Raw genomic sequence first — 13,049 nt, 5'->3', positions numbered from 1 at the left:
TTCGGTATGCGAATTGATCAGGCCGACCCGAAGGGCCGGCAGGCGGACGAGCCGAGGGGCGCGCTGCCGGCCACCGTGCCGGTCGCCGTCGTCGGAGCGGGCCAGTCCGGCCTCGCCGCCGCGTACCACCTGCGGCAGGCCGGCGTACGGTGCGTGCTGCTCGACGCGGGGAGCGAGGTCGGCGAGACGTGGGAGCGGCGCTGGGACTCACTGAGGTTGTTCACGTCCGCGCAGTTCTCCGGGCTGCCCGGCCTGCCCTTCCCCGGCGACGCCGGGCACTACCCCGGCAAGGACGAGGTGGTGGCGTATCTGCGGGACTACGCCGAGCGGTTCGACCTCCCGGTGCTGACCGGCCACCGGGTGCTGTCGGTACGCGGGGACGGTGACGGCTATCTGCTGAGCACCACGCACGGTGAATGCCGGGCCGAGCAGATCGTGATCGCGACCGGGGCGTTCGGCGTCCCCCGCCTGCCGGAGTTCGCGGCCGGGCTGAGCCCGGACGTGCCCACCCTGCACACCAGCGCGTACGAAGGCCCCGCGCAGGTGGCGCCCGGCACCGTGGTGGTCGTCGGGGACGGCAACTCCGGTCGTCAGATAGCCGCCGAGCTGTCCACGACCCACAGTGTGGTGCTGAGTTGCGGCGAGGCCGTCTCACCGCCCCTGCCGCAGACCGTCGTCGGACGGGACATGTTCTGGTGGATGAGCGTCCTCGGCGTGATGCGTCTGCCGGTGAACATGCAGGCGCCCGACCCGGTCGTCGGCGACCGCGTCCCGGAGCTGGTCGCGGCGGGCGGGATCCGTACGGTGGGCCGGATCACGGCTGCCGAGGGCGCCGAGCTGCTGGTCGCGGACGGCGAACGCGTCAAGCCGTCCACGGTGATCTGGGCGACCGGCTACGCCACGGACTGGAGCTGGCTCGACCCGGAGATGCTCGACGACGCCGGACAACCCCGGCACACCGAGGGCATCGGGGCGCTGCCCGGCAGCTACTACCTGGGGCTCTACCGGATGCGTACCCGCGGCTCGGCGCTGATCGGCTTCGTCGGCCGGGACGCCGAACACGTCGCGGCGGCGATCACCACCACCGCCCGCGGCACCACGACCGCTCCTCCCACGACTGAAGGCCGGGCGTCATGACCAGTGCCACCGACACCGAACTCGATGTGCTGGGAGCGCTGTTGGCGTTCGACTTCATCGGGTTCGCGCAGAAGTCCGCCGCCCTCGACCCCGCGGACCCGCACTACGGGCAGGCGGTGGGCGCCGCCTTCGGTCTCGCGGCCCGTCGTCGCTTCCCGCGGGGCGCGACACCTGAGGGGATCGGCGGCTACGTCGCGGAGGTCCTCGGCTCGCTGGACGCGGGCGCGGAGGACTTCGACCCGGCGTTCCTCGAAGGGCTGATCGCCGACGGCCTGCACGGCACGGCGCCCGGCGGGGAGCACCCGGATCCCGAGACGACGATCCAGGCCCGTCTGGTGCTGACCCTCCGACTGGTACGGGAGCTGGGCCTCGACCCCGACCAGCAGCGGGAGCTGCTGGCCGAGGCGGCGAGCCGACTGGCGGCCTGAGGCACCGGGGCCGAGAGCGGCGCCCGGGACGGTCCTGGTACTCCGGGCCGTACGGGCGCCGCTCCGTCGTTCACTCCTGCGGCGACGGCCCGGACTCCGTGGGCGCCTGTACGTCGGGGGCGCCGGGGACGCGGATGTCCAGCGCGTCCTGCGCGTACAGCGTCCGTACCGCCCGCTTGTCGTACTTGCCGACGCTGGTCTTGGGCACCGCGTCCACGAACGACCACCGCTCCGGTATCCACCAGCGGGCCACCCGCCCGGTGAGGAAATCCCGCAGCTCGTCCACGCCGGTCCCGGTGCCCGGCACCCACGACACGACGGCCAGGGGTCGTTCCTCCCAACGCGGGTCGGGTACGCCGACCACGACCGCCTCAAGGACCGCGGGGTGCTCGATGATCGCGTTCTCCAGCTCGATGGTGGAGATCCACTCGCCGCCGCTCTTGATGCCGTCCTTGAGCCGATCGCTGACCACCACCCAGCCACCCGGCTCGATGACCCCCAGGTCGCCGGTGCGGAGCCAGCCCTCGTGGAACTTCTCCGCGGAGTCCTCGGTGTTGTAGTACGACCCGGTGACCCAGGGCCCGCGCAGCTCCAGTTCGCCCACCGAGGTTCCGTCCCAGGGCTGTTCGCTGCCGTCCTCCGCGATCAGCCGTACTTCGACGTACGGCATCACGCGGCCGCTCTTGGCCAGCCAGCCGACCTCCTCCTCGTCGGGCGTGCCGTGCGGGGGGACCGCGAAGGTGGCCAGGGGGCTGGTCTCGGTCAGTCCCCAGCCCTGTGTCAGGCGGACCCCGTAGCGGTCCTTGAGCCGCTCCAGGAGGGCGCGCGGCGGGGTCGCGCCGCCGCAGCCCGCGAGCCGTACGCTGCTCAGGTCCAGCGGGTGCTGCTCGCCGTGGTGGACCAGGCTGTTCCAGATCGTGCAGATCGCGGCGACCGCGGTGGGCCGCTCCTCGTTGATGATCCGGGCCAGGTCCGGGGTGTGCAGCTGTCGGCCGTTCATGATCAGGTCGGAGCCGGCCAGCCAGGCGGAGTACGGCCAGCCCCAGGCGTTGGCGTGGAACATCGGCACGATCGGCAGGACGCGGTCGCCGTCGTGCATCGCGAATCCGGAGCCGCCCGAGACGCCGAGGGTGTGCAGGGTGATCGAGCGATGGCTGTAGGCCACGCCCTTGGGGTCCCCGGTGGTGCCGGTCGTGTAGCAGAGCGCCGCCGCTTCCCGCTCGTCCAGGTCGGGCCAGACGAAGCCGGGCCGCTCGGCCGCGAGGAGGTCGTCCCAGCGGTGCACGGCGATGTGCGCGGGCAGGTCGACCTCCGGCGCACCGCCGATGACGACCACGTGGCGTACGCTGCCGAGCCGGTCCCGCAGGGGGACGAGCATGTCCTGGAGGGTCGAGTCGACCAGGAGGACGGCGTCCTCGGCGTGCTCGACGATGTAGCCCAACTGGTCCGGGTGGAGGCGCAGGTTGAGCGTGTGCAGTACGGCACCCATGCTCGGTACGGCGAGATAGGCCACCAGGTGTTCGGGGGTGTTCCACGCCAGGGTGGCGACGCGCTCGCCGAGCTGCACGCCCAACCCGGCCAACGCGGCGGCGAGTTGCTCGGCCTGCTCGGCGATGCCGGCGAAGGTCTGTAAGGACCGTGCGGTCGACCCGTCGGCACATCGGATCACCCGGCTGTCCGCGTAGACGCGTTGGCCGTGGGCGAGGAGGTCACGGACCAGCAGCTCGCGGTCCTGCATCGTGCTCTTCATGGTGCGGCCCCTTGGAGGTTGCGTCGCCGGAAGGACGAAGCCGGCCCCGAGGACGGAGCCGGCTCCGGGGGTGGGTGACGGGATCAGCCCAGGTACTGGATGTCCCCCACCAGCGTGGCGCTGACATGATCGTGGTCGAGGAGGTTGACCCGGGCGTTCATCTTGCCGCTGCCGGCCACCATCGCGTAGTTGCCGGTGCCGCCGGTGATCTTGAACGTGCCGGTCGGGTAGACCAGGGTCGCCGTGGTCAGCGGCGCGGTGAGCGCGTAGCTGAGGTTGAGCTTGTCACCGTCGGCCTCGGTGAGCGTCAGCGTCCCCTTGATGTCGTACTTGCCGGGGATGGTCGCGGTACACACCACCTCGGTCTGTGCCCAGGTGGCGCTGCCGATCGGCTTGCCCGTGGCGGTCCCCGTACCGACCACGTTGTATCCGTTGCAGCCCACGGTGTCCGGATGCGCGGTCGCGACCACGCCGAAGTTCGAGGCGATGTCGACGGTGGGCAGCCACGTTTCGGCGACCACGGACGCGCGGTCCGTCTCGGTGGCGAACGTGACGCCGGCCGTACCGCCGGTTATCAGTACCGCCGCGGCCGCCGCGCCTGCCGCGCGCGCAAGCCAGCGGTGTGCGAGTGTTGCCATCTTCTCCCCCGGAATGATGCAGAAATTGCCCAACTACGCCTATATGAAGGCCTGTTGAGGACAGCTTCCCCGATCGAAAGCCCTTCCGTCGAGGCATTCCGGCTTTTCCTTCCGGGAGGGTCGGATTCCGAAACGTGCCCTCCCCACGTATCCGCGGCCGCCCCGCGCGGGGGCGCCGATCAGCCGAGCTGGCGGCGTACGAGCTCGTGGAACGGGCCGCTCGTGTCGGCGAGCAGCTCGGCGGGCGGGCCCTGCTGGGCGACCCTCCCCTCCGCCATGACGATCACCCGGTCGGCGTCCATGACCGTGGACAGCCTGTGGGCGATCACGACACGGGTGGAGCGCAGCGTGCGCGTCGAGTCGATGACCACGCGCTGGGCCTCGTTGTCCAGGGCGCTGGTGGCCTCGTCGAGGAAGAGGATGCGCGGCTTGCGGATGAGGGCCTGAGCGATCATCAGCCGCTGGCGCTGACCGCCCGAGACGGTGCCGCCGCCGTCGGACAGCATGGTGTGCATGCCCATGGGCATGGCCTTGATGTCCTCGGCGAGACCGGCCATGGCGGCCGCCTCCCACGCCTCCTCCGGCGGGTACGGCTCGGCGCCGCGGATGCAGTCGAGGATCGAGCCGGAGAACGGCTGCGCGTTCTGCAGGACGACGCCGCACTGACGGCGCACGGCCGCCCGGTCGAGCGCCGCCAGATCCTGCCCGTCGTACAGCACGCTGCCCGCGACCGGCCGGTCGAAGCCGATGAGCAGCCGGAGGAGGGTCGACTTGCCGCAGCCGCTGGCCCCGACGATCGCGACGAACTCACCCGGCCGCACCCGCACCGACACGTCGTCCAGGACCAGCGGACCGTCCTCGGTGTACCGGTAGGACAGGTTCCGTGCCTCGACTCCCCCGGCGAGCACACCCGGTCGCGTGCTGGAGCCGCGTATCTCGGGGGTCTCCTCGAAGACCGGCCTGATCTGCTCGAACATCGGTTGTACGGCGGCGGCCGAGATGAGCGCGCCGGTCAGCTGGGTGACCGAGGACAGCAGGATCGTCACGGCGGTGCTGAAGGTGAGGAACTCACCGGCGGACATGCTGCCCCGGGCCGGGCCGGCCAGCAGCATGAACATCACGAGCATGCACAGGGGCCCACAGACCGCGTTGAGGACCGTGATCACGTTCTTGATCCGGCCGATCCGCTGCTGCAGTTCCCGGGTGCGGGCGAACTCCCGCGCCCAGGCCGCGTAGGCGAAGCTCTCGGCCGCGGCCACCCGCAGCTTGGGCAGCCCTCGCAGGGTCTGGAACGCCTGGTTGTCGAGCTTGTTGCCGAGCCTGAGCAGCTGCCGCTGGTACCGCAGCTGCCAGAGTCCGAGCCCCAGGAAGAGCGCGGCGATGACGAGCAGCATGGCGAGCGCGGCCATGGCCAGCGGCACGCTGTAGAAGAGCAGCAGGACGAGGTTCATCGTGCCGACGGTGCCCGCCTGCAGACAGACCGAGCCGATGCCGGACAGCACGCTGCGGATGGAGCTGATCCCCATGGCCGCGCTCGCCAGTTCACCGGTGGAGCTGCCGGCGAAGAACGTCACCGGCAGCCTCAGCAGCCGGTCCCAGACGGCCGGCTGCAGGGTGGCCTCGATACGGCCCTCCATCCGCAGGATCGCCATGTTCTGCAGCAGCATGAAGGAGGCCGATACGACGCTGGTCGCGATGAGCGCGAGCGCGGTCTGCACGATGAGGCTGTCCTCGGCCCGCGGTACGTACTCGCCGAGGACCTTGCCGGTGGCGAGGGGGACGAGCGCGCCGAGGCCGACCGCGACGAGACCGCCGACGAGGAGGCTGCGCAGGTCCCCGCCGGTCCCGCGCAGACTGAAGCGGAGCAGCCGCAGGAGGCCCGGCTTCCCGTCGGGCAGGGGGCGGTAGAACATGACGGCGCCCGGTTCGAAGGCGTCCTCGTCGGCGGAGCCGACCCGCTCCCGGCTGCCGGTGGCGGGGTCGACGGCCTCGTATCCGCCGCGCCGCCACAGCAGGGCGACCGGTGCGCCGTCCTCCTCGCGCCGCCCCACCAGCGGTCCGCTGTCCTCCCGCCACCAGCGGCCGTGGAGCCGTACGACGCGGGTGCGGATCCGCGAGGCGAGCGCGATGCGTTCGACGGGGTCCGTATGCCCGGAGTCGGCGCCGCTCCCGACCGGTTCCGACAGGGCGATGCCCGCCTCGCGCGCGACCAGCCGGCACACGGCGAAGACCGCATCGTCGCTCGCGCCGCGCCGGGCGGCCCCGCGCGACCGGTCGCCGGAGCGGCCGATCGAGGCGAGCAGCGCCTGGTCGGCCTGGGTGCGGGCGGCCTCACCGGCCTCGATGCCGGCCGCCGTGCGGTCCTCGTGGGCGCGCTCGACCTGCTCGATCCAGTGGTCCAGGGCGTACAGCAGCCGGTACTGCTGGTCGACCATGCCCTGCCACATCGCCCCGTCGACGAGGAGCGCGCCCGTTGTGTCGTACCCCTCGTACCCCTCGTAGAAGGCGCCGTACTGGACGCTGCCCGGGGTGATCTGCATCCACAGGATGTCGTCGTCGGCCGCGCCCGGGCCCGCGGTGGCCCGGCTCTCCAGCGGCGCCTGGTAGAGGACGCGCAGGCCGCGCCCGATGCCGAGGGCGAAGGCGTTCTCCAGCGGGCTCAGGGGCACCTCGGAGGCGTCGCCGTACTGCCCGGATCCGTACGGGCCGGATCCGTACGGCCCGTATCCGTACTGCAGCTCGCGCAGTTCGATGCGGCGCAGCAGGCAGCCCGACAGGGGGCGGCCGATCAGGGTGTGGCCGGGGCCTTCGGCCGGGCCGAGCAGCAGCGTGCCCGGTTCCAGGCGGCCCAGGAAGTGCCAGTGGCCCTCCTGGGCCGCGTCGATCGCGAAGAGGTCCAGCGCGCCCTCGACGACCAGCCACAGGACGAGCGGACCCTCCAGGGACAGGCTGCGCATGCTCGTGCAGTCGACGGGCGAGCCGAGTCCGCCCAGGGCGGCCACGACCGGATCCACGGCGACGTGTGGGGGGTGGGGGGACGTCACCTCAGTGCTCCTTGACCAGTTCGGCGTACGCGCCCCGCGCGGCGAGCAGGTGCTCGTGACGCCCGCGTTCGACGACCGTGCCGCGTTCGAGGACGACGATCTCGTCGCTGTCGCGCACGGTGCTCAGCCGGTGGGCGATGACCACACAGGCGCAGCCCCGGCGCCGCAGGTTGTCGATGACGAGCTGCTCGGTCGCCGCGTCCAGGGCGCTGGTCACCTCGTCCAGGACCATGACGCTGGGGCGGCGCACCAACGCCCGTGCGATCTCCAGGCGTTGGCGCTGGCCGCCGGAGAAGTTGCGGCCGTCCTGCTCGACCCGGCTGTGGATGCCGCCGGGGCGGCGCGCGATCACCTCGTACACGGCGGCGTCCTCCAGGGCGGCCACGACCGCCTCGTCGGGGATGGAGGGGTCCCACAGGGCGACGTTGTCGCGGACGGTGCCCTCGAAGAGGAAGACGTCCTGGTCGACGAAGGAGACGGAGGCGGCGAGCGCGCCGCGCGGGATGTCCTCGATCCGCACGCCGTCGATGCGGATGGTGCCCTCCCAGGGGGCGTAGAGCCCTGATATCAGCCGCGAGACGGTGGACTTGCCGCTGCCGGAGCCGCCGACGAGCGCGACCTGCTGCCCGGGGCCGACGGAGAGCGAGAAGTCCTGGAGCAGCGGCGCGTCCAGCGGGCTGTAGCCGAAGGTGATGCCGTCGAGCACCACATGGCCCTTGAGGCGCCGGGTGGCGGCGGGCGGCTCGCGCCGTGAGTAGATCGGGTCGACGGGGAAGTTCTCGACGTCCTTGAGGCGGGCGACGTCGGCCGCGAAGTCCTGGATGCGTCCGGCGACGCCGTTGAGGCGGGTGATCGGCGCGGTGAAGCTGGTGACCAGGGCCTGGAAGGCGACGAGCAGGCCGACCGAGAGGTGCCCCTCCACCGCGCGCAGGCCGCCGATCATCAGGATCAGCGCGCTGTTGAGCGCGGCCAGGGTGGGGGCGACGACCGCGAGCCACATGCTGGGGACGCCGAGGCGTTGCTGTACGTCGAGGGTGACGGCGTGCTGGCCCGCCCAGCGGCGGAAGAAGCCGTTCTCGCCGCCGGTGGCCTTCATCGTCTCGATGAGCTGCAGGCCGCTGTACGAGGTGTTGGTGAGCCGGGCGTTCTCGGCGCGCAGCTTCTGGGTGTCGGTGGCCCTCAGATGGATGACGATCCGCATGGCGAGGACGTTGAGCAGGGCGATGCCGATGCCGACGACCGTGAGCTGCGGGTCGTACGTCCACAGCAGCACCGCGTAGAGGACCACGACCACCGCGTCGACACCGGCGGCGGCGAGGTCGCGTGCCAGCGTCTCGGCGACGGCGTCGTTGGACTGCAGACGCTGGACCAGGTCGGCCGGGTTGCGCTGGGAGAAGAAGGTGACGGGCAGTCTGAGCAGGTGTCGCAGGAAGCGGGCGCTGCCCAGGGTGGAGGAGATGATGCGGCCGCGCAGCAGGTTGGCCTGCTGCACGGAGGTGAGCACCGCCGTGAGCACCAGGGCCGTGGCCATCGACGCGAAGAGCACGCCGAGCAGGGACGTCTGCTCCCCGATCAGGAACATGTCGATGTACGTGCGGCTCAGCGCGGGCACCGCCGCCCCGACCGCGACGAGCAGGAGGCTGGAGAGCACGGCGGCGAGCAGGGTGCCCGACGTGCCGCGCAGCCGGGCCGGCATGGCGCCCATGACGCCGGGCCTGCGCCCGGTGCGGCGGAAGCCCTCGCCTGGCTCGAAGGTGAGCACGACGCCGGTGAAGCTGGTGTCGAACTCGTCCATGGGGACGAACCGCCGGCCCTTGGCCGGGTCGTTGATGTACACGCCACGGCGGCCGAGGCGGCGTCCGATGCCCTCGTAGACGACGTAGTGGTTGAACTCCCAGAAGAGGACGGCCGGGGGGCCCACGCCGGCGAGCGCGGCCAGGTCCATCTGCATGCCCTTGGCCTTCAGGCCGTAACCGCGCGCCGCCTTGAGGAGGTTGCTGGCGCGGGACCCGTCGCGGGAGACCCCGCAGGCGATGCGCAGCTCTTCCAGGGCGACGAACCTGCCGTAGTGGCCGAGCACCATCGCGAGCGCGGCGGCGCCGCACTCCACCGCCTCCATCTGCAGCACGGTGGGGGTGCGTACGGGACGGGGCGTACGGCCCTTGGGGACGGACGGGCGGCGCCGGGGGTTGCGGCCCGCCGGTTCCGGGCGGCGGCGCCGGGTGGAGCTCTGGGGCGCCGGGCGATGGCGCCGGTGTCCGGTGGACGGGAGCCGGGGGGTCGTGTCGGGCGACGCGGTCACGGGAGCAGCCAATCGACGGGGCGCTGCGCGGCGAGGTGGACGGTTCCGGTGACGGGCGTGGTGGAGTCGACGGCGTAAGGGGGCCCGTCCGCCGAGGACCACCGGTAGCCGGACGTGGTGGCGGAGCGCTCCAGCTGGACGAGCACCGCGACGGGGTCGCCCTGCCGGGTGAACTGCGCGGCGAGCCTGCCGTCGCCGAGGAAGCCGATGATCTGCGCCTGCGTCTGGGGGGCTCGGCCGACCGCCTTGACCCGGCCGCGCAGCACGCCGAACCGTTGGCGGGGCGCGGACTGGACGCCTAGGTCGACCTGGGCGCCGACGGGGATGGCCGCGCCGCTGCCGCCGGGTACGTAGAGCATGGCGACCAGGGGGTCGTCCTGGTTCCTGACGCGTTCCACGGTCGCCACGTCGGCGCCGGTGGTGACGACGAGACCGGTCTTGGCGAGGAGACCGGTCACCCGCCCTCGTTCGACCACGCTGACCTCGCGGTCGCCCTTGTCCGTTCGGACCGTGAGGAGGGGTGCGCCGGGGGACAGCAGCTGGCCCTCCTCGGCGAGGACCTCGGTGACCTGTCCGGCGTACGGGCTCTGCAGGAGGTAGCTGCCCTCGGCGCGGGTGAGGACGCCGGGCGCGCTCAGCTTGGGGGACACGGATCCGGTGAAGGCCCAGAAGGCCGCGGCGGCCATGACGACGACCGTGACGGCCAGCACGAGCCGGCCGGGCGGGCGCGCGAACCGTACGGGCAGGTCGAGTTCTTCGGGCGATTGCAGCTTGGAAAGCGCCTTCTGACGGAACTGCACGGACTCTTCCTTCGACTGCATTCTTTACAGGGCTGCCGAATTGACCGGCCGAAACCCGTCGGCCAAGGGCGTGACGGGCAGCCGTGAACCCCGGAACGGGAAAGCGTTCCGGGGTTCACGGATATGCCGCTCAGAGACCGGCGATACCGACGTTGACACCGGCGAGGCCCGTGACGACGCCCGGCACGGCCTGGACGCCCTGGACCGTCTGGAGGGAGGTCACGGTGCCCAGGACGGTGCTGACGTCGCCGATCACGGCGCCGGCGAGGCCACCGGTGATGGCGAGGCCGCCGGAGACGGCGTCCAGCTCGGCGTCGGCGATCTCACGGGTCTCGATGTCGTTACGCATGTGTGCGCACCCTTCAATTCGTGTGAATGTTTTTACCCCGGCCGGAATCAAGCACCGTTCCGACGGCGGCCGCGATGGGCAGATGTAAGCACGCGAACGGGTTGCCCGGCCAACCGAGTTGACGTGCCGTGGCACACGAATTCATCACCGAAACGAAGGGCGTTTCGATCCACTTGGAAGATCGCCCGCAGATCGCCACAGGTTCTCCGCAGGATCGAGTAACAGAAATCGACCCTCCGTCGACCTGGCGGAACGGAAGGGGACATAGACGCCCCAAACTGCGGGAGCACGGCCGGCGGGTCGAGGAAGGACACAAGGGGAGGCGTCCCCTCCACTCGCACGATGTGAAGATTCGCCGGAGCGACGCTCGGTGACGGCGACGGCACACCAGGTGCCGTCCGAACCCGAGCGCCGCTCCGGCGAAGAGGGCCTCGCCTAGGACGCCGCGACCGTCACCGTCGCCTCCTCCGAATGGGAGGCGGAGGCAGAAGCGGAGGCAGGGGCGGAAGCGGAGGCGGAGTCGTCGGCCGTCGCCGGAGTCGTGCGGGGCGTCTGCCGCCCGCGCAGACCCAGCCCCGCGATCGCCGCGACCAGGGCGAAGGCCGTGGCGCCGATCCAGAAGGTGAGGGTGAAGCCGGACTCGGCGGGCAGGGGCGGCACCCCGGCCGGAAGGTGCTCGATCGTCTGCGAGGCGAGGATCGTGGTGACGACCGCGCTGCCGATCGCGCTGCCCGTGGAGCGGGAGATGGAGTTGATGCCGTTCGCGATGCCGCTCTGGTGGTGCGGGACGCTCGACATGATGACCGCCGGCATGGCCGCGTAACCGAAGCTCACGGCGGCACCGACCACGACACCCGCGCCGATCACCGAGGCCGTGTGGCCGTGGTCGAGGGCGAGCCAGGCGAAGCCGACGGCGCCGAGGCCGGCGGCCAGGGCGAGGGCCGCGCGGGGGCCGCGGTGGCGGACCAGCTGGCCGCCGATCGGGGAGGCGAGCAGCGAGACGATCGCGCCGGGCAGCAGGAACTCCACGGAGGCGCGCAGGATGGACGCGTCGAAGCCGTAGCCGGTGAGGGCCTCGGGCATCTGGACGAGGTAGGAGACACCGAGGAAGTTCGCGAACATGCCGAAGCCGACGAGGATGCCGGCCAGGTTGGCCATGAGCACGGGACGGTGCACGAACATCTTCATGTCGACGAGCGGTTCGCGGACCTTCCGTTCCACGAGGACCCAGACGACCGCCATGACGGCGGCACCGGCGAAGCTGCCGAGCGTACGGGCCGAGGCCCAGCCCCACTCGTGGCCCTGCGAGATGGGCAGCAGGAGCAGCAGCAGCGTGATGCCGAGGGTCAGCGCGCCGAGGAAGTCGGTCCGGCCGCCCGTCTTGTGGCGGGTCGCGGGGACGAGGAAGACGACCGCGAGCAGGGCGAGCGCCGCGAAGCCGGTGGCCATCCAGAAGGCGCTGCGGTAGTCGGCGTCGGAGCCGGAGGTGAGCAGGCCGGTGGCGACGAGCGCGAGGCCACTGCCGAACGCGAGGGTGCCGCTGACGAGCGACATGGCGCCGGGCAGCCGCTGCGGCCTGACCTCCTCGCGGAGCACGGACAGGGCGAGCGGGAAGATCGCGGTGGCGGCGCCCTGGAGGACACGGCCGAGGATCAGCAGGGGCAGCGAGGTCGCGAGGGCGGCGACCACGGAACCGACGACCATGACGCCGAGCACGGCGACGAGGGTCGGCTTCTTGCCGTGCTGGTCGCCGAAGCGGCCGAGCAGCGGGGTGAAGACGGCGGCGGAGAGCAGCGTGGCGGTGGTCACCCAGCTCACGTTGGCGGTCGAGGTGCCGAGGTCGGCCCGGATGAGGCCGAGGATCGGGACCGGCAGGGTCTGCATCATCGAGACGACCATGGCGGCGAGACTCAGGGCGAAGACGATGACCGTCTCGCGCCGGGGATCGGCGGTGGACGTCGTGGGGGCGTGGCTCATGGCAGAGGAGGGCCTTTTCAGTGCTTCGGCAACGTCGGCGCTTCGGAGCGTCACTGCTTCAGATCGTCGATGTTTGATGTCATCAAGTACTTCGCCGACGTTAGACCCCGATACTTGATGTGGTCAAGTAAACAATTGATAATGTCAAGTGTTCTGAGTACGCTCGAACCATGAGCGCGACGACCCCCGTGACCCCCACCAAGCTCCAGCTCCTGGAGCTCCTCGCCGCCATCGGCACGGCCCAGTGGCGCGACTTCGCGGCCGCCGCGGCCCACCACGGACTGACCTCCACACAGGCGAAGGTCCTCGCTCAGCTCAACGGCCCACTGCCGATGCGCGCCCTCGCCACCCTGCTCGTGTGCGACGCGTCCAACGTCACCGGGATCATCGACCGCCTGGAGGCCCGCTCCCTGGTCCGCCGCGAGCCCGACCCCGCCGACCGCCGCGTCAAGAACGTCGTGGCGACCGACGAGGGCCGCGAGATCATCCGTCGCGTCCGCGAGGAGATGCAGGCCACCAGCGGGGCGCTCGACACCCTCGACGAGGACGAGAGCACGACGCTCTACGCCCTGCTCGCCCGGCTGCGCCCGGGCATGGAGAAGAACGCCTGACCCGGGGACACCT

Annotated in this window: 10 protein-coding genes; 3 read left to right on the top strand and 7 right to left on the bottom strand. The window is 71.5% G+C overall.

Translation table 11 applies throughout. From position 1 onward, the window contains the following. Positions 1-6: 6 nt before the first annotated feature. Entirely contained in the window at positions 7-1,137 is a 1,131-nt protein-coding gene (locus tag OG514_RS24990; protein ID WP_266898424.1) for an NAD(P)/FAD-dependent oxidoreductase, read from the top strand. Next, the gene (locus OG514_RS24985) at positions 1,134-1,565 is read left to right on the top strand and encodes a hypothetical protein (protein WP_266898422.1); all 432 of its coding nucleotides are present in this window, start codon (positions 1,134-1,136) and stop codon (positions 1,563-1,565) included. Before OG514_RS24990 ends, OG514_RS24985 begins: the two co-directional genes overlap by 4 nt. Before the next feature lie 70 nt (positions 1,566-1,635). Here OG514_RS24985 and OG514_RS24980 read toward each other — a convergent pair whose 3' ends face one another. From OG514_RS24980 to OG514_RS24950, 7 genes are all read right to left on the bottom strand, one after another. Then, the gene (locus tag OG514_RS24980; RefSeq protein WP_266898420.1) at positions 1,636-3,315 is read right to left on the bottom strand and encodes a long-chain-fatty-acid--CoA ligase; all 1,680 of its coding nucleotides are present in this window, start codon (positions 3,313-3,315) and stop codon (positions 1,636-1,638) included. A gap of 83 nt (positions 3,316-3,398) precedes the next feature. After that, positions 3,399-3,953 carry a hypothetical protein gene (locus OG514_RS24975; protein ID WP_266898418.1) on the bottom strand — a complete coding sequence of 185 codons (555 nt, stop codon included), beginning with the start codon at positions 3,951-3,953 and terminating at the stop codon, positions 3,399-3,401. A 179-nt stretch (positions 3,954-4,132) separates the two neighbouring features. Beyond that, positions 4,133-6,997, bottom strand: coding sequence for an NHLP bacteriocin export ABC transporter permease/ATPase subunit (locus OG514_RS24970; protein ID WP_266898416.1), 2,865 nt, complete (start codon positions 6,995-6,997; stop codon positions 4,133-4,135). Between the two features lies 1 nt (position 6,998). After that, the gene (locus OG514_RS24965; protein ID WP_266900952.1) at positions 6,999-9,125 is read right to left on the bottom strand and encodes an NHLP family bacteriocin export ABC transporter peptidase/permease/ATPase subunit; all 2,127 of its coding nucleotides are present in this window, start codon (positions 9,123-9,125) and stop codon (positions 6,999-7,001) included. A gap of 170 nt (positions 9,126-9,295) precedes the next feature. Next, entirely contained in the window at positions 9,296-10,099 is an 804-nt protein-coding gene (locus OG514_RS24960; protein WP_266898414.1) for a biotin/lipoyl-containing protein, read from the bottom strand. 130 nt (positions 10,100-10,229) lie between these two features. Then, complete coding sequence (locus OG514_RS24955; RefSeq protein ID WP_266898412.1) at positions 10,230-10,448, bottom strand: hypothetical protein; 219 nt, start codon at positions 10,446-10,448, stop codon at positions 10,230-10,232. 435 nt (positions 10,449-10,883) lie between these two features. Continuing rightward, positions 10,884-12,425 (bottom strand): MFS transporter, encoded by a 1,542-nt coding sequence (locus OG514_RS24950; protein ID WP_266898410.1) that lies wholly within the window; start codon positions 12,423-12,425, stop codon positions 10,884-10,886. Between the two features lie 170 nt (positions 12,426-12,595). Here OG514_RS24950 and OG514_RS24945 point away from each other — a divergent pair, with 170 nt between their 5' ends. Continuing rightward, on the top strand, positions 12,596-13,036 hold the full coding sequence (locus tag OG514_RS24945; RefSeq protein WP_266898408.1) for a MarR family winged helix-turn-helix transcriptional regulator: 441 nt from the start codon (positions 12,596-12,598) through the stop codon (positions 13,034-13,036). Positions 13,037-13,049: the final 13 nt, after the last annotated feature.

The sequence above is a fragment of the Streptomyces sp. NBC_00572 genome (genome assembly GCF_026341815.1).
In the GTDB taxonomy this organism is placed as follows: Bacteria; Actinomycetota; Actinomycetes; order Streptomycetales; family Streptomycetaceae; genus Streptomyces.
The sequence above is the reverse complement of the archived record's forward strand: the minus strand, read 5'-3'. Positions and strand labels throughout refer to the sequence as shown.

Excerpts from the sequence above, each read along its gene's own strand:
- OG514_RS24990 (WP_266898424.1), top strand. The coding sequence starts at position 7 with ATGCGAATTGATCAGGCCGACCCGAAGGGCCGGCAGGCGGACGAGCCG.
- OG514_RS24985 (WP_266898422.1), top strand. The coding sequence starts at position 1,134 with ATGACCAGTGCCACCGACACCGAACTCGATGTGCTGGGAGCGCTGTTG.
- OG514_RS24980 (WP_266898420.1), bottom strand. The coding sequence starts at position 3,315 with ATGAAGAGCACGATGCAGGACCGCGAGCTGCTGGTCCGTGACCTCCTC.
- OG514_RS24975 (WP_266898418.1), bottom strand. The coding sequence starts at position 3,953 with ATGGCAACACTCGCACACCGCTGGCTTGCGCGCGCGGCAGGCGCGGCG.
- OG514_RS24955 (WP_266898412.1), bottom strand. The coding sequence starts at position 10,448 with ATGCGTAACGACATCGAGACCCGTGAGATCGCCGACGCCGAGCTGGAC.
- OG514_RS24950 (WP_266898410.1), bottom strand. The coding sequence starts at position 12,425 with ATGAGCCACGCCCCCACGACGTCCACCGCCGATCCCCGGCGCGAGACG.
- OG514_RS24945 (WP_266898408.1), top strand. The coding sequence starts at position 12,596 with ATGAGCGCGACGACCCCCGTGACCCCCACCAAGCTCCAGCTCCTGGAG.